Genomic DNA, 20,916 nt, shown 5'->3' with positions numbered 1-20,916 from the left:
TAAACCCAGGATCGGCATTGTCCGAGGTGGAGCCGACCAGTTGACGTCGCTACCCTCGAGTCCTGGAAATTTCCTCGAGCTATGTCCCGATCGCTTCTGATGCTGCTGTTGGGTTGCGTGGTCGCTGGTTCGGCTGTGCAGGCATCGTCTCAGTCTTGGAAGCGGGCCATTCCCTTCGAGCAGGCCTCCAGTGATGCGTTGATAGCCGCCAATGCTGTGTTGAAGCAGGCGGGAACAGAAGAGTGCCTGAGGGGCAAGCTTTCCAATGCCATCGTTCAGTTGTCCAATAGCTGTGATGTCGCGGGCCTCGAGACGTCGGTCTGTGTGATGGCCTCCAGCATTGCTGGCGAGGAAAACGAGCTCAGCATGGGAGAGATGATGACCACCTCGACGCAACTGCTGTTGATGCTCGAGCCATCAACCACAGCGCCCTAAAACCCAGGGGATCGACGGTTGCTTTCACAACAGGTTTCTTTGAAGAGGTTTCCTTCAAGAGGTCTCATTTCAGTACGCCATGCGTCTGGCAGCGGCACCGTTCATGGATCGTGATCGATTAGGTGCGAGTGAGAGCAGGCTTTTTGGATGGTTTGATTGGTTCGCTACACACCCCGATTAGACGGCGTGCGGGCTGATCAATCGCATCGCGACGTTGGAAGCTATTGGTTGCTGCTACACGCGATTCCTTGACGAGTCTCCAAAGAACGTCTTTGCAAATCGCCGGGAGACGCGGGTGATCCATCAGCTCATCGGCACCTTGGCGTGCACGTTCGCACTGGTCTGGGCTGTTGTTCAGCGAACAGAGAAAGGCCTCTTTTTGCAGCGTTTTCAATACACCTTGGCTTGGCCAAGGCACATAGGTCGGAGCGGCTTGTAGGGGTGCTGCCAGGGCAAGGAGCAGCAGTGTTCGACTCGGAAGCGTCACGTTCATGGCCCCATTCTGCCCTGACGCTTGTCTCAATCGATTGATGTGTATCAGTGGTTTTATTTCTATTCCTTATCAAATATTGTAGTTGATGGGTGTCGGAATTGCATTCTTATATAGATGTATTTTTTTGACTAGTTTTGCAAGAGTATTCTAGCGAGAGTCTGAACTTTCTCTTGGTGTACATTTTTTTTGAGCACCACTAGGGCTGAGTTTGCAGGTAGTTTGAGTGGAATTATTTCTAGATTTTGTGCTTCGCCAGGCAGATTGCTGAGTGGGCATAGACAAGCATCAATGATTTGCTTTTTTAGACATTGAATATGATGTCGCTCGCTAGAAATATTTGAACTGCCCACGACCCAGCTTGGCGGTGCCGGATTGAAAAGAGGGTATTTAATCCAGCCATTGACTTCGATTCTTAGCTGCGATTTCCCTGTTAGACGAGCTTGTTGATGTACCTCTCTCTCGAGCTGTAGCAATGTTGAATCACCATTGATTTTCCACTGGCTTTGAGATTTACTGAATGTAATCCCTAATGCCTGGGCACGATTCGTTCCGTGCAAAATTGCTATCGAAGAATTGATCTAGAAGATTGTGTGATTCTCTTAATTAACCTTTGGCGCTAAGCTTGGAAAAATAGTGATTGAGCCTGTTTTAAATGTAATCATTTTGTTTTCGTCTGTTTGAGTCCAGGCGCCTGTTGTGTTTCGAGTTCTGTCCTTCGTCTTGAGATAAGATTTCGACAATCCCGCTTTTCCAGAAGACGCATCACGATTTAAATGTGTCTTCCCGCTCTGTATCAAGAATCGTATGCTTTTTGATTTTGTCGTAACCTAGTTCTGCTCCGATGTCTGTTGTTTTCTTCTCACGAACCTAATGACTTGTGCTTTCACGCCCTTAGTTTCTAGGATCAACAACCTTGCCAAACTCAGTATTTGTAACGACTGCTGATCCATCCTTGGAATAGATGGTGAAGGTCCTCGTCTCTTTTTGAACTGATCCATCTGGATAGACAAAGGTCATAATCCCATTAAGGTTGATAAAAGACCCACTTACGCTATCGACAGTCAGATTTGAAACATTGACCCGTTCGAATTGCCTGAAGAATGCAGGATCATACATTCGTTCAGCAGCCCCGGTCATATATTTAGATGCTCGTTGAGTATCGTTGTTAGACATTGCTTCTACCCATTCTTGAGTCATATAGATTGCAGTATCTATTGTTGTTGACGAGTCAAAGCGTGTCTTTCCTTGCCCGAGTTCATTGTTGTCGTTTCTATCCGTAGATTCCTCTTGGCGATTATTGAAGGATCTCTGTAGGGATTGAGTCTTGGTCGTTTGTTGTTTTTGGCTCTTTTCTTCTTTTTTTTTCTGGTCGTCTCCGATCCACCGATCCTCAGAGACCAGCCAGAACTTGCAACGGGACAGACCCACTCCCATTTCTTCTGAGGTGACAACACCGCGAACGGCAACCCTCATGCCTTTGCGAAGTTCTCGGACTTCGGGTGCATTGCGTGGTTTTGTGCAGCTCACTGAAGAGAAGCTGTATTCACCACCCGTGATGGTGATGCTGATATTTTTCTCGTCAAATAGTGAGTCGTCAATACTCCCGATTGATCCACTGAGCTCAACTGGTTGATTCATATATTTATTCTCTGCCATAACGGAGTTGGCATCGAATTCCTCTGCGATCGCTTCAACGCTCAGGCTGGCGACCGGTTGATCCAAGTCGAGAGTTCTGATGCGATTTCTGCTTGCTTCTTCCGCTGCCTGCTCTGCCTTGTACTCCTCAGCAAGTTCTTGAAGTTCTGCACAGCCTGCTGTGAGCAGCAATGAGCCTGCGGTGAGGATGCCAACAACAGTTTTCATGACCTAGGGATTGGCTGATTTAGGAATTTAGATCAAGCCACTCTGACCTCCTCTTAGGTTTCTTACTCCCTCTCCACCCCATCCCCGCAGCGGATCCGTTGACGGTCGAGTTTGCGCTGGATGTGTGGTGTGATCCCCAGTTCAGCGGTGTCCCAAAGGCGATCCATTTCACGGGTGAAATGCGCAGCAAGCTTCGGTGAGTGGATCACCAGCAGGGTCTCGTCGTTGGTGTGAGCAGCGGAGGGGCTCCAATTGAAGGATCCTGTGATCACTTTGTGGTTGTCGATCACGGCGAACTTGTGATGCAACTTGTCGCCCCGGGCGAGGCGTGGGGTTCCTACGCCCTTGAGGCCTTTGTTGAAGGGTTGATTGTCTTGTTCAAGTTTGCAGTTGCGATCCGGTAAAGCCACGCCAAGAAGATCGAGCACTTCTGAAAATGAACGGCTCGCGAAGCTTGGATCGGCAATCAGCCGAATCTGCAGCCCAGCATTCACCCTCCGTTGAAGTGCATCAGCGAGTTGTTGTGCCGTAAACACAAACAAGGCCATGTCGATGGTTTTGCCAGCCTCGTCCAACTGTTGTTCGATCCAGTTCAATCCATGGTTGAGGTCGCGTTTTCGGTGCGGTGCAAACAACACATCCACGCGGGTTGCACCCACCATCGCTGTGCGGACGCCAGCGGATTCTTTTTGGAGGCCAAAGCGGCTGTCCATCTTTCCCCCCGGTCCATCTCCCCACATGGTTTCAAATTCTTGCCGAAACAGTTCTGCCAACGCATGGCTTTTGAATCGCAGGATGTGATTCACATTGCCGCGTGTTTTGATTCGGTTGGCATCGCCGTGCATGCCTGAACGGGTGAAATTGGTACTTCCGGTGAGAACCACCATCCGATCAATCACCACAAATTTGTGATGCATTAATCCGCTCCCGCGACTGCCGTCGTCTGTGTCGTCCAGGATTGGGATGCGATGCCCTCGCAGCAACCCAATGGCATCACCCTGTTGGGCTTCCTCTGAAGTTGTTATTCCGTCTCCGTTTTGATCAGCTAGCTGCTCCAGCTGATACCAGCGTTGGCGTTGATGGGGCTTGAGTTGGCTTGGTGTTTGTTCCGTCCAGGGGGTGCTGTAGTTGTTTTCAAGAATCACCTGAACAGTCACCCCGCGACGCTTGGCAGCGATGAGTGCGTCTGCAATCGTTGGCGTCGATAGCTCTTGAACGGCGAGCAAAATTTCGTATTGGGCAAGCTCAATGGCTTGTACCAAGATCTGCTCAATGTCGTCGCCATCGCGCCACCCGCCCGTGATCGGGGACTGGTAACGATTGTGCTGATGGTGGTTGAATCCAACTGCGATTGCGTCTGGAACGTTGAGCTGCTTGATGGAAGCCGCTCCAATCAACATCCCGCGTTGGCTGCAGCCACAAAGGACTGCCAATCCAAGAAGAAGCTGGCTGAGTTTCAGCACATCCGGAGAGATCACCCCTAAAGCATTCCCCTAGCTCAACGCTAAGGCTGCCTAATGGGGCATCTCAGATGTTTTCAGCATGGCCACAAACCATAAGGAGCTCAGTGCTAGGGCAACACCAACTCCAGCTCCGATGCTGACGCGGGTCATCACAATCGGAACGAGGATCGGAAAAATCATGGCCCCCGCCAAGGGGGTCAGGGCAACAAACCAACGCAAGCCAGAAGGGGCTTTTGGGTCTGAGGAGTTGTTTAGAACCATTCGGCGCGAGCTTCGCTGGCGGGGTTGCTGTTGTCGTCAGGGGTTTGACGCTCGAAGTTCAAAGTGATGTTGCGCTTCTGCTCGCCATCAGCAGCGGTGGCTTCAATCGGGTACATCTGCTCGCCATCCCGGAAAGGAACTTGAATGCGGAAGGTTCCGTCGGCTGAAAGGGGCACTTCTTCGCCGCCAATGGTGAGTCGAGCTGAGGGGTCAGTCGCTCCATAGACGATTAACTCGGCATCGGCGACCAGCCAGAACGAACGCTGACGTGAAGCGACCCCGCCTACGCCGGACTCGTTGCGTCCGCTGGCCCAAAGGCCAATACCGGAGTCGTTGAGGCCAGAACGACTGGATGAGGAGGAGTCGTCGAATGCTTCTTGGAATTCCTCTGAGCCGACACGACGACGACGGAAGTTAACGGTGGCGCTTTGGTAGAGACGCTCGTGAAGGCCACTATCGCTGGAGTCGTTCGCTGGTGCTGGTGGCATGGGAGCAACAGCAGGAGCGGGAGCCGGTGATGCGTCCAGGCTGAACGGCACGAACTGATCAAGAATTTGCTCGCTTGGGTGGAGCGCAGGAACCCGGGCAATTGATGAGAAAGCCAAGGACATCCAACTGTTCGAGATGCGGTATCCCAACTCAACTCGGTAGTCGCGGTCGCACAGAGGTACAGGGAGGTACCACTCGGTGCTGTGGCTATCGACGGGAACTTCCTGAAGCGTATGGGGGTGGGCATTGCCGTCTTGCATGCCAGTCACGTCGGCTAGGCGCAAACACAGGCGGTTAGCCCCTTCTTTCTGTGCACGCTGTCGGTCGCTATCGGAGATCTCCCAGAACACGTAGGCCCATTGGGGATCACGGGGTAGAAACACTACGCGTGTTTCGGTGGTGGAGATGGCGGGAGCATTCAGCTCGGCTTCGATCGCCTTGAGATCTCCGCCACGTTTTTCTTGGCGGACCGCCACCTCATCGACGAGGGTTTCTTTGCTTTTACGGCTGTAGAGCGGTACCCCTAAGTCACTGGCGATTTGACGCAATTGACGAAGGGTCAGACGTGCCAGTGATGAAATAGTTGGGGACACGTCCAAAGCTCCAGGTTTAGTTCGGGATCAGTGTGACCCCAAAATTTCCGTTTCAACCGTCGCCATCGCCACTGGTCAGTGGATGCTGACTCCAATTCTTGGGGATCACAGTCAGAGCCATAAAAAAAGCGGAGCTGAAGCCCCGCTGTGCCATTGGATTTGAGTCCGTCTTCAGCGGCCAATGCTGCGGAAAGGAACTTTGGCCATGTAATCCATTTCTGTGCTGCTGACGTTGCCACGGGTGTTCGGAAGGGGCAGATCCTTGAGCCACTCCAGGTAGTCGCTTGGGGCTCCGCCACGTTTGATTTTGGCCCGCGCTGGGAGCTTTTTGCCGGGGCCTCCCATGAACACAACCTGTGGGAATCCGAGGATGCCGCGGTAGTACTCGTCGTAGCGAGGGCTGGTGATGTTGAAGGGGGTTTCACCGAGGGCACGTCCCGGCAGAACTCGGTTGCGCTGGAAAGGAACGGTGTCGTATCCAAAGGCGTCAAGGTATTCCTGGCTGTCCAACAAAACGTCCACCAGGCCAACAAGGCCTTTGGTTGCAATCACGATGGACCAAGACAGCTCTTCGCCTTTGCCGTTCACCTTGCGGCCCAGGATCCGCTCCGTCAGGTGACGAACCACTTTGTAATTACTGTTGAATCCGTAGAAGCTGCGTTTAAAGGTGTCGGAGAGCAGCAGGCCACGGATGAAGTCACGAACCGTGATTTGGCCGTCTTTGAGCTGGGACTCGAGGTTGGCGTCTCGATCGGATTTAAACGCGTGGAAATAAATCTGGCGGTAGGCGCTTTCAATCACCGTGTCCAGGTTGTCCCGGTCATCGGCAATCTCGAAGGAGTAGGCCCGGGGGCCTTCGTCGGATCCGACTCGAATGTTCGGCACGCCAGTTCTCAAGGAGTTCTGGGTGATCGGTGCGTACTCCAGAAGAGGAATGGCCACTCGAGCTTCAACATCCACTGAGGCCGATCGTAAGGGGGGCGCCGGTTTCCTTGACTACTGCTCTGGCAGCGATCACAACCCGTAATAGTTCGGGTAAGTACTAATACTTACCAGCCAAATGGGGCGAGCTCGGTCGCGGCAGCGGCAATTCTCGAGGTTTTGGCCGGCGAATCGTCCAGTTGGCGAGTCTCCATACAGAAGGATGCGTTGTTCGATAGCCCTTGGACGGTGCTGGTCCGCAGCCGAAGGTTGGGCCCGGCAAACCAAAAGCGTTCCAAGGAACTCATCATTTCGTAGTCCGTTGTCAGGATCAGTCCGTTTTCGTCATCCATGCGGAATTGGCCAGCAACGGGTGCTTTTTCGGCATAGCCCCGATCGCGCAGTAGCAAGCCTTGGCGACCAGCGTCATCGCTCGGGATCAGTCCGAACATGGTTTGGTCTTCATGGGATTCTCCGGCCCGATCCCAGGCCATGGAACCGCTCCAGCGAACCCAGCAGCCTCCGACAATCCGGCTCACATCTTCTCCGTTACGGGTTGCGATGTCCGCAAGCCGCTCATCGCCTTTGAACAGTTCCTCCACAACGATGAAGGATGCACCGGCCTCAGCTCGGCGGTGCAGTAAGTGATGCTGGCTGCGTTGAGACATCCAACGTCCGCAGCTCAGGCGGAAAAAACTGAGGGCGTCGGGGATCTCGAGGGTCATCGTCGCGGCTTCACTGCGCTGATGATGGCAGTTTGCTGGTGCTGGCTAGACGCGACAGCGACGTTCCGCTGCGGCGATGAGGTCATCGAGGCTGAGCTCAAGGGGGGCTTTGCTGCAGTCGTCGGCCATTTCCTCGAGCTGGTCCGCTGCGTTGTTGAGCTGATTGAGAAGCAAGACTAAAAATTGGGGATCATCGGCCACGACAGGCTGTTGCTCGCACCACTGCCGTCGCAGGGCAGCGTTCGGCAGAGCTCCATCCAAGTCGGGAGCCATCATGCGAAAACTTGCGAGGCAATGGGCCAGCAACCGCAAATGGTGGCGATCGAGCTGCGGGAGCAACGTGGCATCGATGCGCGCGATCGTTTCAGCATCAATGTTCATGGGATTTCGATCGGCGTAATCCGAAAACCACAGGTGTGTCCGCCCTCGAGACGCCAGTGCACCCGTTCCACTTGGCAGTCCGGAACGGTACGGCGGATGAGAAGAAGCTCCTGGTCGCAGATGGTCGGGAATTCTTCGGCAATGCGCTGAACCGAGCAGTGCGCCTCTTGGAGGTTCCAGCTGTGGCCGTCTTCATCGAGGCTGCAGACCGTCACATAGCCCTCTTCGCGACGTAGGCGAGCGAGTTGATGGAGTCGATTTTCAAGAGGAGCATCGCCGAGTTGGAGGCGGTACTGCTGTGCTTTCCCTTCCGCTTGGCGTTTCAAGAGCTCTTGAAACGCATCTTCCGGAAGGCTGGACCGCAGTGAATCGAGCAGCCCCAAGGCAAACCCCCCGCTCCCATCGGGGAATCGTTCGCGTCCTCCTTCGGTCAGAAACCAGCGATTGCTGGGGCGTCCAGGCCCGTTGGAGCTCGTGCTGGAGGCGACGAGTCCATCGTCGGCGAGGGCGCGGAGATGGCGGCGCATCGCTTGCACGGAAATCTGCTGCGTTTCCGCGAGGTCGCAGGCGTCCATCTCGCCGCGCTCAAGGAGCAGGGCGAGCACGGCGTCGCGGGTGCTGGGCTGGGCCGAAGCGCTCATGAGGAGCCGTAATCCCCCACACCATGACAGTGAATCGATCCCATTGACAGTCACAATGGTTTCCCCGCCAATGAGCTGCCTTCTGGATTAGGCTGCTCATAAGGAAACCGTGGGGTTTCGTAATTCGCTGTTCTCTCCATGTCCGACACCGCTCAAGAGCCGACAGCTGAAAGTCTTGAGGTCATCCGCAAATTCGCTGAGACCTACGCCAAGCGCACTGGTACTTACTTTTGTGCCGAGCCAAGTGTTACGTCAGTCGTCTTGAAGGGACTCGCTCGTCATAAGGACGACCTCGGTGGTGCTCTATGCCCGTGTCGTCATTACGAGGACAAAGAGGCTGAGGTTTCCCAAGCGTTTTGGAATTGCCCCTGTGTTCCGATGCGCGAGCGAAAAGAGTGCCATTGCATGTTGTTCCTGACGGAAGACAACCCTTTCGCATGCCCTGAGAAAACCCAGACCATCACGACAGAAACGATCCAAGCAACCGCAGGCTGAACCTGAATGACCAGCACCTCCACACGCGATCTCGTCAGTCAGCCGTACAAGTACGGCTTCGTGACAGAAATCGAGACCGACAAGATCGATAAGGGTCTCAGTGAGGAGGTTGTGCGGCTTATTTCATCCAAAAAAGATGAGCCGGAATTTCTCCTAAATTTTCGATTAAAAGCCTTTCGCCATTGGCTCACCTTGGAAGAGCCCGATTGGGCTGCCTTGGGCTATGAAGCGATTGATTATCAAGACATCATCTATTACGCAGCGCCAAAACAACAGGCTAAAAAAGCAAGTCTTGATGAAGTTGATCCCAAGCTGCTTGAAACCTTCGACAAGCTTGGAATCCCCCTGAGTGAGCAGAAACGTTTAAGCAACGTGGCTGTTGATGCGGTGTTCGACAGTGTGTCCATCGCCACCACTTATAAAGAAAAATTGGCGGAGCACGGAGTCGTGTTCTGCTCCTTCACTGAGGCTGTTAAAGATCATCCCGAGTTGATTGAGAAATACCTCGGCTCAGTCGTGGCAAGTAACGACAATTACTTTGCAGCACTGAATTCTGCTGTGTTTAGTGATGGTTCGTTCGTGTTCATTCCGAAGGGCGTCGAATGCCCCATGGAGCTGTCCACTTATTTCCGAATCAATTCAGGCGATACCGGGCAATTTGAACGCACCTTGATCGTGGCGGAAGAAGGCGCCTCCGTGAGCTACCTCGAGGGCTGCACTGCCCCAATGTTTGATACGAACCAGCTGCATGCTGCGGTGGTTGAACTTGTGGTTTTAGACGACGCATCAATCAAATATTCAACGGTTCAAAACTGGTATGCCGGAGATGAGAATGGCGTCGGCGGTATTTACAACTTCGTCACCAAACGTGGCCAATGCCGTGGTGCGCGCAGTCGAATTAGTTGGACGCAGGTGGAAACCGGCTCAGCCATTACTTGGAAGTATCCAAGTTGCGTGTTGCAAGGGGCCGATTCCGTTGGAGAGTTTTATTCCGTTGCTCTGACCAACAACTGCCAGCAAGCGGACACGGGAACAAAAATGATTCATGTGGGACCTCGTACCCGCTCCACGATTGTGAGCAAAGGCATCAGCGCTGGCCGTTCCAGCAACAGCTACCGGGGCCTGGTTCAGATGGGCCCAGGAGCGAAGGGCGCCCGTAATTACAGCCAGTGCGACTCCATGCTGATTGGCGATCAGGCAGCCGCGAACACCTATCCCTACATCCGTTCGCAACAGCCCCAAGCTGCGATCGAACACGAGGCCAGCACCTGTCGGATTTCAGAAGATCAGCTCTTCTATCTCCAAAGCCGAGGCATTGGCTTTGAAGAGGCCGTGTCGATGATGGTGAGTGGCTTCTGCCGTGACGTGTTCAACCAGTTGCCCATGGAATTTGCGGCGGAAGCCGACAAATTGCTGGCTCTCAAGCTCGAGGGGTCTGTGGGTTGACCCCCGCTCCCTTGATTAATTGCACTTTTTTCCTCTTTTCCCTTAAGTGATTCGCCCCGACGCCGAGCTTCTCCTCGACATCACTGATCTACACGCCTCTGTGGAAGATCAGCCGATCTTGAAGGGTGTGAATCTTCAGGTTCGGGCTGGCGAGATCCATGCCGTGATGGGTCGCAATGGCAGTGGTAAAAGCACCCTTTCTAAGGTTCTTGCAGGTCATCCCGCTTATCGCGTCACCTCCGGAACGGTGCGCTATCGCGGCGAGAATTTGTTTGAGCTCGAAGCTGAGGAGCGGGCTCGTCTTGGTGTGTTCCTAGGTTTCCAATATCCGGTTGAAATCCCTGGAGTGAGCAACTTGGAGTTTCTGCGGGTTGCCACCAATGCGCGGCGCCTGAAGCAAAACCTCGAGGAGCTCGACACGTTTGACTTTGAAGACCATGTGCATGAACGCTTGAAGGTGGTGCAGATGGATCCCGCCTTCCTGGAGCGCAGCGTTAATGAAGGCTTTTCTGGTGGCGAAAAAAAACGCAACGAGATCCTGCAGATGGCATTGCTTGAGCCCGTTGTGGCGATCCTCGATGAAACCGATTCAGGCTTGGACATCGACGCCCTGCGCATCGTCGCCGGTGGTGTGAATCAGTTGGCCAATGCAGACAACGCCATGTTGTTAATTACCCACTACCAACGCTTGCTTGATGAAATCACCCCGGACTATGTCCATGTGATGGCAGCGGGCCGCATCCTTCGGACTGGCGGTCGCGAGTTGGCACTGGAACTAGAACAGACCGGTTACGACTGGGTGGACAAAGAGCTCGCAGCCCAGGGAGTCGCTTAGCCATGGCTGCGTCCACCAGGGAACAGGTGCTGGCACCAGTCCAGCAACGCGGTCAAGAAGCGCTTGTTCGCCTTGGCTTGCCGACGCGGAAGCATGAAGCCTGGCGACTCACCAACCTGGGCCGACTGGAAGCTGTGGCTCGGATGCCGATCAGCAGCGTGGCTACCGCGTCTGATGCTCCGCCCCGTTTGGATGATGTTGTGCGCCTGGTGCTTGACGGCGTGAATGACCCTTTGGAGGGTGTGACCTTGCCAGAGGGGCTCACGCCCCTTGAGCCGAAGGAACTGGAGCTTGCTTTAGGCCACACCCTTGATCGTTGCGGATGGTCCGACGACTGGTTGATCGAGTTCAACCATGCTTCCGCTCAACAACTGTTGGCCTTGCGGGTTCGCGGCATGGTTCCGCCAGTGGAAATCACCATGGCAGCCGCGTCCGGCCTTATTCCGACAAGGGTGTTGCTGGTGGTGGAAGAAAAAGCACAGCTCGAGCTTCTACAAGTGTTTTCGGCACGGGGCGAAGCGGCCCATAGTCATCTTCTGGAGGTTCATCTCGGTCAAGAAGCGCAGTTGAACCATGGGGTCTTGGCTTGTGCCGATGGCGTGGCGTCGTTGTTCGCTCAATTGGCCGTCGAGCAAGAGCCCCGCAGTGCCTACTCCTTCACGTCTGTTGTTCAGGGTTGGTCATTGGGACGGATCGAGCCAAGGGTGGTTCAGGTGGACGGACAAGCCTCCACCACGTTGAAGGGTCTGGCCGTTGCTGATGCTGAGCAGCAACTTGCTGTGCATACGTCGGTGTGTTTTGAAGGGCCCGATGGTGAGTTGGAGCAGCTCCAAAAATGCCTGGCGGCAGGGCGCTCCCACACAATTTTCAATGGCGCAATCAATGTGCCGCGCAAGGCGCAGCGCACCAATGCAGCGCAACTCAGTCGGAATCTGTTGCTCTCTGATCGGGCCCGCGTCGATACCAAGCCTGAGTTGGAAATCGTGGCGGATGACGTGCGTTGCGCCCATGGCGCCACGGTCTCCCAACTGCAGGAAGACGAGCTCTTTTACTTGCGAAGCCGTGGGATCGGAGCCTCTGATGCTGCGGCGCTGCTGTTGCGCGGTGCATGCCAAGAAGTGGTCGAGAAGCTTCCAGCGCATGCGACAGCTTGGCGACCGCTGGAACGTGTGCTTGAGGGGCTGGCCTCATGACCACCCTTAACCCTTCTTTGGCACGTTCTAGTGAAATTTTGGGAGATTTATCGTCACGATTTCGTGCCGATTTTCCAATTCTTGCTCAAAAAACGCCGGATGACCGGCCCCTGATCTATCTCGACCACGCTGCGACCAGTCAAAAGCCGCAGCAGGTGATCGATGCGATGCAGCGTTACTACAGCTGCGACAACGCCAATGTGCATCGGGGTGCCCACCAGCTCAGTGCCCGGGCAACGGAGTCGTTTGAAGCGGCTCGAACCACAGCGGCTGGCTTTGTTGGTGCTCATAGCCCCCGCGAGATTGTGTTCACCCGCAATGCCAGTGAGGCGATCAACCTTGTTGCCCGCAGCTGGGGTGACTCCACCCTCCGCGAAGGCGACGAGGTGTTGCTCACGGTGATGGAGCACCACAGCAACTTGGTGCCTTGGCAGCTATTGGCGCAGCGCACCGGTTGTGTCTTGCGCCATGTAGGGATTACGGATGATGGCCGCCTGGATCTAGAGGATTTCCAAGCGCAGTTGTCTGAGCGCACTCGACTGGTGAGTTTGGTGCATATCAGCAACACGTTGGGATGCTGCAATCCTCTGGAGTTTGTGATCCCCGCGGCGCATGCCGTTGGTGCCTTGGTGTTGGTGGATGCTTGCCAAAGCCTGGCGCATCAGAGCATCGATGTGGTGGCCCTCGAAGCCGACTTCTTGGTTGGCTCCTCCCACAAGCTTTGTGGCCCGACCGGGATGGGGTTCCTTTGGGCGCGGGAGACGTTGCTCGAGGCGATGCCTCCGTTTCTTGGTGGAGGCGAAATGATCCAAGACGTGTTTTTGGATCACAGCACCTGGGCCGTATTGCCCCACAAATTTGAGGCCGGCACGCCAGCGATTGGTGAAGCCGTGGGGATGGGTGCGGCGCTTCACTATCTGCAGGAGATTGGCCTCGATGCGATTCAAGCTTGGGAAGCCCAGCTCACTCAGCATCTTTTTGCTCGATTGCAAGCCATTGATGGGCTGCGGATCTTGGGGCCAACGCCTGAGCAGCAGCCTGGTCGTGGAGCCCTCGCCACGTTTTTAGTCGAGGGCGTGCATGCCAACGACATCGCGGCCTTGATAGATGCCTCTGGCATTTGTATCCGCAGTGGTCATCACTGTTGTCAGCCATTGCATCGGCTTTACGGGGTCTCAGCTTCAGCCCGCGCCAGCCTGAGTTTCACCAGCACCATGGAGGAAATCGATGCCTTCGCTGAGGAGCTTTCTTCCACGGTGTCTTTCCTGCGGGAGCACAGCTAGCAGCTGTTTGTTTCAAGCCCTAGGTGAAGCCTGAAGAAGGCCTCCGTTTCCTCAAGCACCCTGATTTGGGTTGCTTGGTTGCGGAAGCCATGGCCTTCATCCTCAAACAGGCGGACGTTCACCGTGATTCCGTTGTGGCGCAGGGCGGCGGCCATCTGCTCGGTTTGCTCCGCTGGCACCACCTTGTCTTGCAGGCCCTGGAAAAACAGCACTGGGCAGCGAATGCGGCCGGCGTGTTGCAAGGGAGATCTCTCGTTGTAGGTGGCGCGCTCTTCTGGCCAGGCCCCAACAAGACTGTCGAGGTATCGGGCTTCAAAGCGATGGGTGTCTGTCGCCATCGCAGTGAGATCACAAACGGCATAGCGGCAGGCACCAGCGCGGAACACATCGGTGAAGCACAGTGCTGCCAGGGTGGTGAATCCCCCTGCGCTGCCCCCTTCGATCGCTATTTGATCGGGATGGGCGTGTCCTGAGGCGATCAATGCCTGGGCCGCGGCGGCGCAGTCCGCCACATCGACGACGCCCCAGCCTTGGTTCAACCGTTCCCGATACGCACGTCCGAAACCGGTGGACCCGCCGTAATTCACATCCACGACACCCCAGCCGCGGCTGGTCCAGTACTGAATCGCCAGGCTTAGGCCGCGGCGGGCCATCGCTGTCGGGCCGCTGTGGCTTTTCACCAGGAGGGGGGCTGGTCCATCCCCGGCTCCGATGGGCGGGTAATACCAGGCATGGGTGCGTTGCTGCTGGTGTCCCTTGAACCAAAGAGCTTGCCCCACGCTGATCTCCCTGTCGGGCAGAGGCGTCGCTACGGCAGGGGTATGGCTCCAGGTTGTCGTGGGGGATTGAAGGTCGAGCTCGAGGAGCCCGGCTCCACAGCTGCTGTTGCTGGCGACGGCTACCGCCTTGCCGTTACAGGCCCTCAGACCGGCTAGATCATCAAAGGGTTGCGCGAGCTTCAGCACCGTCCCATCGAGCCCCAGGCGTTGCAGCGTCCAAGTGCCGTCTGCGCAGGTCGCCGCCAGCAGCCGTTCTCCATCCCAGGCGGTGGTACTCATGCCGTAAATCCATTGGGGCATGGCCGTTTCCGCTGCCATCGGCCAAGGCCGTTCCCACGATTCAGTGGCTGGCTCCTCCAGCATCAAATTCCACCAGCCGCTGCTGTCTTCCGCCACCAGCAGCCGGCCATCCGGAAGCCATTGGGGTTGAAATACAGAAACGCCATTCCCCCCGGCCCGTTGGGTTGGATTGATGAGCTCTCCTGTGTGGCTGAGCTCAGCGCACCACAGGCTGCTGCTGTCCCAAGGCATCGATGGTTGCGACCATTCCACCCAGGCCAGGCGGTCTCCTTTTGGATTCAGTGCGGCATATCCAGCAAAGTCTGCTGGCTGATGGAGCAGTTCTGGTTCTTGATCGGTGCGCTGAAGGTTGACGCTGACGAGTTGATCTTTTCCCTGTTGTTCGCGGATGCCGATCCACTGGTTGTGCTGAAGATTCAGCAGACCATCCGCCAGTTCCCACGGCCCTGGGCATGTCAGCCGTTCTGGAGGGGTTTTGGCTGCGGGCACATCTTGGCCTGAGCTGGCTTCTCTCCAACACAGCCGTTGTTGCCAAAGACATCCGGCATCGATCCACACCAGATGCAGGTGGTTGTTGTCTGCGGCTGTGGCCAGGACTCCGCCGCCGTAGTCATGCACCCGACTGCGCAGGTTGATCGGTGCTGGCGTTAGTTCGATCTGAGGGCTAGTTGGCTCGCCAAAGCGGCGCATCATTGCGGTGGTCCGTCCTTTCTCCGCCGGACGCTGTTCAAGCCAGATCAGCCAGAGAACGTTGTCTGCTCCTTGAATCAGCTTCGGTTCCTTCAGGCCTGGGAGCCGGCCAACGGCGGTTTGTGCGGAGAGCTGGGTGTGTCCCATGGCGGTCGAATGATCCCGATTACCATGCTGGACCAATAGAGGAGTGGTCTTGGCGGGAAGCTTTGCGCAGTTGGCACGGGCGGCTGACAAGGCCAGGGACACGATGTTGGTGCCGAAGACGGCCCTGGAAACCCCTCCTTTGGAGATCCATACCCTTGGTGCTGATGCGTTGCGTCAGCCTGCTCAGCGGATCGGCAAGGTGAATGATCAAGTGCGGGAATTGGCCAGAGACATGCTGCGCAGCATGTACACCGCCAAGGGCATTGGATTAGCCGCGCCTCAAGTTGCTGTGTATCAGCAGCTTTTGGTGATTGATCTCGACCTGGAAAACGCAGCGACGCCCCCTCTGGTGCTGATTAATCCAGAGATCACCGCTGCAAGCGCTGGTTTGGACACCTATGAGGAGGGTTGCCTCAGCATCCCTGGGGTTTATCTCGATGTGGTGCGTCCCACCGCAATCGAATTGAGCTATCGCGATGAAATGGGACGACCACGAAAAATGAAAGCCGACGGATTAATGGCCCGCTGTATTCAGCATGAGATGGACCATCTCAATGGTGTGTTGTTTGTGGATCGGGTGACGGATCAAGACGGTCTTCAGAAAGAACTGAAGGACAATGGGTTTCAGTCCAAATATGTTCAAAGCGTGTCCTGAGCCATGCCAATGAAACCTTTGGCCGGACTTTTTCTAGCTCTGGCATGTGTTCTGGGGATTGCCAGCACTGGATGCGTGTTTGAGCTTGCCTATGGGGATCCCGATCTTGGTGTGTCCACCACCAGTTGGATCTTGGCGATCGCTGCCCCCGCCACCGTTGGGACACTACTTGTCGCGATTCGGTTGAACAAACCGGCCTGATTGGGCGGGCTTGAATTGACCATGACTTTTACGATTCCAGTAACTCAGCTCTCGGCCGTGATCCCTCGCTTTTTGCCTACCGCTGCTGGACTTGCTGTTGCTTTGTCAGGGACTGTCCCGGTGATGGCCCAGGGTTCCCTCTTTACAGCGGTTCCCGTGGAGGAGGCCAACTTCATCTTGGTGTCGGCTCCAATTGGCAAAGGCGCCAGATCTCAGCTGAATATCTACGAACAGCGCACCAACAAGCGTCCTTGCTTCGCCGTGAGTGGTGGTGTGCCTGCTGCGGTGGACCCCCTGCTCTCAAGCTTTGATTTCACAGGCGTTTGCAACCGCTATATCGATGGCAATGGGTACTCCTTACGCCTTGGTGGCGACGATCTGGGCACCCGTTATCGCCTCACCGTGGTCAAAACCGGCAGCGATATCGAACTTTTGGCAGCCCCGACCCGAAATTCTTCCCAGCCGGTGTATGTGGTGGCTCGGGCCGGTGGGGTTGCTAGCGGTTTTGTTCAACTCAATCTTCAGCCTGGCTGGATGCTTAAGCGACGTGCCTACGGAACGAAAACCCTGGGCCACCTCTACATCTATCGAGATTCAGCGCCGGCAGAGTGATCTGCCATGAGATCCGTGCAGCGGAACCCACTCGCGTCGGCGATCGCTTCGGTTGGCACCGTGTCTTGGCCGTTCAGGTCGGCAATCGTGCGGGCGACCCGCAATAACTGAAGGCTGCTACGGGTGGTGAGCCTGCGTTGTTCGATCACCCGCTCCCACAGCGTGAGTCCATTGGCCTCGAATTGGCCGTAGCGGTGTAGATCCGCTGTTGTGAGGAAGCGGTTGCTGCAGCCCCGGGGATTTCGGGTGCGCATGCGCCGACGCGCTGCCTTCACCCGTGAGGGCTTGAGCCACGCTGAGTGAGTTTGTGGCGATGGGGTTGCCTCAAGGCAACTCCGCATTTGCTTCGATGATCGACGCTCTAATCGCAATTGCAGATCAATCCGATCGAGGAGAGGTCCTGAGAGCCGTTGCCAGTAGCGCTGTCGTTGTGCCCTCGTACAGCGACAGGCTTGGGTGCTGTCGCCATGCCATCCACATGGGCAAGGGTTCGTGGCGGCCACTAAGGTCACAGCCGCGGGAAAGACTGTGGTCTCTCGCGAGCGGCTGAGGCGCACGTTGCCGTCCTCGAGGGGTTGGCGGAGCAGGTCGAGTACCCGGCGCGGAAACTCCGCCAATTCATCGAGAAAGAGAACGCCCCCGTGGGCAAGGCTGATTTTGCCTGGTTTTGGGGTGTGGCCTCCGCCGAGGAGGGCCGCCCCCGAGCAGCTGTGGTGTGCCGAGCGAAAGGGTCGCTGATGGAGCAACGGCTCACTCGCATCAAACTCTCCTGCTACTGAGTGAATCCGGGTGATGGTGAGCGACTCAGACGTCGTCAGGGGTGGAAGGAGGAGTGGTAAATGGCGAGCCAAGTGGGTTTTCCCGCAACCCGGTGGACCCACCATCAACAAGTGATGCCCCCCGGCTGCTGCCAGGGCGAGAGCATGGGCGGCCCGATCCATGCCCTCGATGCCAAGACCTAGGTGATCCAAGGTCTTGGCGGCAGGGGTGGCTGGCTGAGGCGATGGGTTGTGCTCAATGCGGACAATCGGGCATTCCCCTTTGAGCTGTTGCACCAACTGCTTGAGGTTGCTGGCTGTCCAAATTGTGAGGTTTGGGATGAGGGCTGCTTCAGGAGCATTGGCAGGGGGAACGATCAGGGCTCTGGCGCCCTGCTGTCTGGCCAAATCAGCAAGGGCAATCACGCCACGACAGGGGCGCAGGCTGCCGTCCAGTCCCAATCAATTCACCAGCACACCAAAGTCCGTCGAGCTTGGGGCGGTCCAGCTGACCGCTTGCCACGAGCAGCCCGAGCGAAATGGGTAGATCAAAGGCTGGTCCTTCCTTGCGCCGGTCGGCCGGAGCAAGGTTGATCACCACCCGCACCAAGGGGCCGCGAAAGCCACTGTTTCTAAGGGCTGAGCGCACCCGCTCCCGGGATTCTTGGATCGCCCTATCGGCAAGCCCCACTAACTGAATTCCTGGAAGGCCCGGCGCAAGATCCACCTCCACGGTGACGGGTTTGGCTTCGAGGCCGTGGAGCGACGCGCTGAGACACCGTGCCAGCATCAGAAAAGAGGTTGTGAAGTACGGGACTTATGCCCGGCCTGTCACACCACCTCTGCCGTTTCATTCCTCGTTACCTCCCTGTTGGTTGCCATGGCGGACGACACGATTTTTGGAAAAATTCTCCGAGGTGAAATCCCCTGCGATGAGGTGTACAGCGATGAGTTGTGCCTGGCTTTTCGCGATGTTGCCCCCCAGGCACCAACCCATGTGTTGGTGATTCCGCGTCAGCCGATTGAAAGTTTGCGATCGGCTGGGGACAGCGATCAGGTTTTGCTGGGGCACTTGTTGTTGGTGGCAGCTCGCGTGGCCAAGCAAGAGGGCTTGAACGACTGGCGCACCGTGATTAACAGTGGAGCTGGCGCCGGACAAACGGTGTTTCACCTCCATGTACATGTGATTGGTGGCCGTCCCCTGGCTTGGCCCCCTGGTTAAGCCGTATCTGGTCAGAATGGGGGGATGACAACACCCTCAAGGCGTCCGTTACAGGGCTTCGGTCAGCAGCTCGGCCGGCTGCAGCGCCTCGCACAGCCATATTTTCTGCCCGTTGAAGAGAGTCGCTCTTGGCAGTTTCTGCTGCTCGTTGTTGCGCTGCTCGTTGTTGTTGTTGGGGTCACCCTCCTGCTACTCACGGCAGCGGTCCAGATCAGTGGAGTGCTGATCCCCAGCTTGCAGGAACGCTTCTTGCCCGGGATCCCCGAGCGGGTCGATGCGATTTGGTCGGGTTGGATCGGTCCGTTGGTGAGTGGCCTCACCTTGGTGGGTGGCGGTTGCTTTGTGGCCTTTCGCAGCAAGCTTCGTCAGGGGCGCTGGTTGCCTTGGTTGCTGCTGGGTGTCATTGCTTTGTTGATCCTTGTGATCAATGGAATCAATGTGGGGATTAGTTTTATTGCCCGAAATATTGAAAATGCTCTGGTCGGTTACGACGAGAGCAGCTTCTGGAAAATTGTTGCCATCTATGCGTTCTGCCTTGTTTTGGCCTTGCCAATACGAGCTGTACAAAGTTACCTAATCCCCAAGGTGGGATTGATGTGGCGTCGATGGCTGAGTTCACGCTTATTGGGCCGTTATTTATCAAATCGTGCCTATTACGTTCTGAATCCGAACGACGAGAATGCATCCGATATTGATAACCCGGATCAGCGTATTTCTGATGATACGAGAAGCTTTACGATCACCAGTCTGAGTGTCTTGGTTGAGGTGATCTCAGCCTTGTTAACGTTTCTCAGTTTTATTATCGTTCTTTGGACAATTAATGGACGGCTTGCGTTGCTGTTGCTGGTCTACTCAGTTGTGGGAACCGGTTTAATTGTTTTCGCAAGTCGTAAGCTTGTGTCGTTGAATTATCAGCAATTAAAGCTTGAAGCCGACTTTCGCTACGGGCTTGTTCATATCAGAGATAATGCTGAATCAATTGCCTTCTATGGTGGTGAGGGGCAAGAGGGTAAAGAGGCGAATCGCAGGCTGGATGGTGCCATTCAGAACTACAACCGATTGATTGTTTGGGAGGCGTTGATCAGTGTGATTCAGCGCTCCTATGACTACTTCTCTCGCTTTCTGCCTTGGCTGGTGATTGCACCGATTTATTTCGCTAAGGAAGTTGATTTTGGTGTATTTGGGCAGGCCAGTATTGCCTTCTCTCAGGTGTTGTTTTCGGTGAGTTATATTGTCAATAATATTGACCGTTTAGCGGCATTCTCCGCCAGTATTTCTCGTCTTGAGGGTTTCCAAGGTCGCGTTGATGAGATCAGCGCCCAGCGGGACGATGGTCCTCTAGTCAGTGGTTCCTCCGCGCAAATCACCGAGGGAAATCATTTGTTGCTGAAGGGTGTCGATCTGGTGCCGCCCTTCAGTGATCGGGTCTTGATTCGCGATCTCAACCTCAGTCTTGAGCCCCGCCAGCGATTGTTGGTTGTGGGCCCTTCCGGTTGCGGTAAAACCTCGTTTTTACGTCTGGTGAGTGGTCTTTGGCCGGTGCAAGGGGATGGTGAAATTCAGCGCCCGTCAACGGGGGATTTGCTGTTTATTCCCCAAAAGCCCTACATGTTGCTGGGTTCCTTGCGGGAGCAGCTGGCTTACCCCTTGGAGTCTGATCGGTTTGCCGATGACCAATTCCGGGCTGTGTTGGCCGAGGCCTGTCTGCCTGATTTGCTCAACCGTTATCCCGATCTGGATGTGAAGCAAGATTGGCCAAGGCTGTTGTCCTTAGGCGAGCAACAACGGCTTGCCTTCGCTCGGCTTTTGCTCAATGCTCCGCAGATGGTGGTTCTCGATGAGGCCACCAGCGCGTTGGATGTCGCAACAGAGCGCCATCTTTACGAGTTGCTCTGTCGTCGTGAGATGTCGTTCATCAGTGTTGGACACCGCCCAACCCTGACGGAATTCCACGACACGGTGCTCGAGCTGGATGGAAAGGGAGGATGGCGTCTGTTGCCTGCGGCAGGCTATGAATTCGGCCGCGTCTGATCGA

Annotated in this window: 24 protein-coding genes; 11 read left to right on the top strand and 13 right to left on the bottom strand. The window is 55.7% G+C overall.

Features of this window, described 5'->3' with window-relative positions:
• Positions 1-81: 81 nt before the first annotated feature.
• Positions 82-435 (top strand): hypothetical protein, encoded by a 354-nt coding sequence (locus BL107_RS11810; RefSeq protein WP_009790602.1) that lies wholly within the window; start codon positions 82-84, stop codon positions 433-435.
• Positions 436-553: 118 nt separating this feature from the next.
• On the opposite strand, the gene BL107_RS11805 is transcribed toward BL107_RS11810, so the two are convergent.
• The 10 genes from BL107_RS11805 to sufR all read right to left on the bottom strand — a co-directional run bounded on the left by BL107_RS11805 (position 554) and on the right by sufR (position 8,265).
• Positions 554-928, bottom strand: coding sequence for a hypothetical protein (locus BL107_RS11805; protein ID WP_009790601.1), 375 nt, complete (start codon positions 926-928; stop codon positions 554-556).
• A gap of 128 nt (positions 929-1,056) precedes the next feature.
• Positions 1,057-1,485 (bottom strand): hypothetical protein, encoded by a 429-nt coding sequence (locus tag BL107_RS13020; protein ID WP_071934153.1) that lies wholly within the window; start codon positions 1,483-1,485, stop codon positions 1,057-1,059.
• A gap of 334 nt (positions 1,486-1,819) precedes the next feature.
• Positions 1,820-2,791 carry a serine/threonine protein kinase gene (locus BL107_RS11800; protein WP_009790600.1) on the bottom strand — a complete coding sequence of 324 codons (972 nt, stop codon included), beginning with the start codon at positions 2,789-2,791 and terminating at the stop codon, positions 1,820-1,822.
• Positions 2,792-2,853: 62 nt separating this feature from the next.
• Positions 2,854-4,269 (bottom strand): phosphatidylserine/phosphatidylglycerophosphate/cardiolipin synthase family protein, encoded by a 1,416-nt coding sequence (locus BL107_RS11795; protein ID WP_009790599.1) that lies wholly within the window; start codon positions 4,267-4,269, stop codon positions 2,854-2,856.
• A gap of 36 nt (positions 4,270-4,305) precedes the next feature.
• The gene (locus tag BL107_RS11790; protein WP_037988583.1) at positions 4,306-4,515 is read right to left on the bottom strand and encodes a hypothetical protein; all 210 of its coding nucleotides are present in this window, start codon (positions 4,513-4,515) and stop codon (positions 4,306-4,308) included.
• Positions 4,506-5,597 (bottom strand): DUF4912 domain-containing protein, encoded by a 1,092-nt coding sequence (locus BL107_RS11785; RefSeq protein ID WP_037989062.1) that lies wholly within the window; start codon positions 5,595-5,597, stop codon positions 4,506-4,508. The genes BL107_RS11790 and BL107_RS11785 overlap by 10 nt, the downstream gene beginning before the upstream one ends.
• Before the next feature lie 171 nt (positions 5,598-5,768).
• Positions 5,769-6,557, bottom strand: coding sequence for a phycobilisome rod-core linker polypeptide (locus BL107_RS11780; protein ID WP_009790596.1), 789 nt, complete (start codon positions 6,555-6,557; stop codon positions 5,769-5,771).
• 89 nt (positions 6,558-6,646) lie between these two features.
• Positions 6,647-7,243 carry a phycobiliprotein lyase gene (locus tag BL107_RS11775; protein WP_009790595.1) on the bottom strand — a complete coding sequence of 199 codons (597 nt, stop codon included), beginning with the start codon at positions 7,241-7,243 and terminating at the stop codon, positions 6,647-6,649.
• A 45-nt stretch (positions 7,244-7,288) separates the two neighbouring features.
• Complete coding sequence (locus BL107_RS11770) at positions 7,289-7,624, bottom strand: hypothetical protein (RefSeq protein WP_009790594.1); 336 nt, start codon at positions 7,622-7,624, stop codon at positions 7,289-7,291.
• Complete coding sequence (gene sufR / locus BL107_RS11765; RefSeq protein WP_009790593.1) at positions 7,621-8,265, bottom strand: iron-sulfur cluster biosynthesis transcriptional regulator SufR; 645 nt, start codon at positions 8,263-8,265, stop codon at positions 7,621-7,623. Before sufR ends, BL107_RS11770 begins: the two co-directional genes overlap by 4 nt.
• 138 nt (positions 8,266-8,403) lie before the next feature.
• Here sufR and BL107_RS11760 point away from each other — a divergent pair, with 138 nt between their 5' ends.
• From BL107_RS11760 to BL107_RS11740, 5 genes are read left to right on the top strand one after another with little or no spacing between them, the layout of a single operon-like run.
• Entirely contained in the window at positions 8,404-8,760 is a 357-nt protein-coding gene (locus BL107_RS11760) for a ferredoxin-thioredoxin reductase catalytic domain-containing protein (RefSeq protein WP_009790592.1), read from the top strand.
• Between the two features lie 6 nt (positions 8,761-8,766).
• Entirely contained in the window at positions 8,767-10,206 is a 1,440-nt protein-coding gene (sufB, locus tag BL107_RS11755; protein ID WP_009790591.1) for a Fe-S cluster assembly protein SufB, read from the top strand.
• A 46-nt stretch (positions 10,207-10,252) separates the two neighbouring features.
• Positions 10,253-11,041 carry a Fe-S cluster assembly ATPase SufC gene (gene sufC, locus BL107_RS11750; RefSeq protein WP_009790590.1) on the top strand — a complete coding sequence of 263 codons (789 nt, stop codon included), beginning with the start codon at positions 10,253-10,255 and terminating at the stop codon, positions 11,039-11,041.
• A 2-nt stretch (positions 11,042-11,043) separates the two neighbouring features.
• A complete protein-coding gene (gene sufD, locus BL107_RS11745) occupies positions 11,044-12,234 on the top strand; it encodes a Fe-S cluster assembly protein SufD (protein WP_009790589.1) in 1,191 nt (396 codons plus the stop codon).
• Positions 12,231-13,517 (top strand): SufS family cysteine desulfurase, encoded by a 1,287-nt coding sequence (locus tag BL107_RS11740; RefSeq protein WP_037988579.1) that lies wholly within the window; start codon positions 12,231-12,233, stop codon positions 13,515-13,517. Before sufD ends, BL107_RS11740 begins: the two co-directional genes overlap by 4 nt.
• Here BL107_RS11740 and BL107_RS11735 read toward each other — a convergent pair.
• Positions 13,514-15,433, bottom strand: coding sequence for a prolyl oligopeptidase family serine peptidase (locus BL107_RS11735; RefSeq protein ID WP_009790587.1), 1,920 nt, complete (start codon positions 15,431-15,433; stop codon positions 13,514-13,516). The two genes, BL107_RS11740 and BL107_RS11735, sit on opposite strands and share 4 nt — an antisense overlap.
• Positions 15,434-15,482: 49 nt before the next feature.
• Here BL107_RS11735 and def point away from each other — a divergent pair, with 49 nt between their 5' ends.
• Genes def through BL107_RS11720 form a run of 3 tightly spaced genes read left to right on the top strand, consistent with a single transcriptional unit; the run spans position 15,483 to position 16,901 of the window.
• Positions 15,483-16,088, top strand: coding sequence for a peptide deformylase (gene def, locus BL107_RS11730; protein ID WP_009790586.1), 606 nt, complete (start codon positions 15,483-15,485; stop codon positions 16,086-16,088).
• 3 nt (positions 16,089-16,091) lie between these two features.
• Complete coding sequence (locus tag BL107_RS11725; protein WP_009790585.1) at positions 16,092-16,289, top strand: hypothetical protein; 198 nt, start codon at positions 16,092-16,094, stop codon at positions 16,287-16,289.
• A gap of 21 nt (positions 16,290-16,310) precedes the next feature.
• Entirely contained in the window at positions 16,311-16,901 is a 591-nt protein-coding gene (locus BL107_RS11720) for a DUF3747 domain-containing protein (RefSeq protein ID WP_050749885.1), read from the top strand.
• Here BL107_RS11720 and BL107_RS11715 read toward each other — a convergent pair.
• Positions 16,874-18,121, bottom strand: a complete 1,248-nt coding sequence (locus tag BL107_RS11715) for an ATP-binding protein (protein WP_369791574.1) — start codon at positions 18,119-18,121, stop codon at positions 16,874-16,876. The two genes, BL107_RS11720 and BL107_RS11715, sit on opposite strands and share 28 nt — an antisense overlap.
• Complete coding sequence (locus BL107_RS13340; protein WP_009790582.1) at positions 18,069-18,449, bottom strand: magnesium chelatase domain-containing protein; 381 nt, start codon at positions 18,447-18,449, stop codon at positions 18,069-18,071. The genes BL107_RS11715 and BL107_RS13340 overlap by 53 nt, the downstream gene beginning before the upstream one ends.
• 90 nt (positions 18,450-18,539) lie before the next feature.
• Between BL107_RS13340 and BL107_RS11710 the strand changes: the two genes are divergently transcribed.
• Together BL107_RS11710 and BL107_RS11705 are read left to right on the top strand one after the other, a co-directional pair.
• Complete coding sequence (locus BL107_RS11710; protein ID WP_009790581.1) at positions 18,540-18,881, top strand: histidine triad nucleotide-binding protein; 342 nt, start codon at positions 18,540-18,542, stop codon at positions 18,879-18,881.
• Between the two features lie 24 nt (positions 18,882-18,905).
• On the top strand, positions 18,906-20,912 hold the full coding sequence (locus tag BL107_RS11705; protein ID WP_009790580.1) for an ABC transporter ATP-binding protein/permease: 2,007 nt from the start codon (positions 18,906-18,908) through the stop codon (positions 20,910-20,912).
• Positions 20,913-20,916 lie beyond the last annotated feature (4 nt).

The sequence above is a fragment of the Synechococcus sp. BL107 genome (assembly GCF_000153805.1).
Taxonomy (GTDB): domain Bacteria; phylum Cyanobacteriota; class Cyanobacteriia; order PCC-6307; family Cyanobiaceae; genus Parasynechococcus.
Note: the sequence above shows the minus strand (reverse complement) of the source record. Positions and strands in the feature narration are given on the sequence as shown.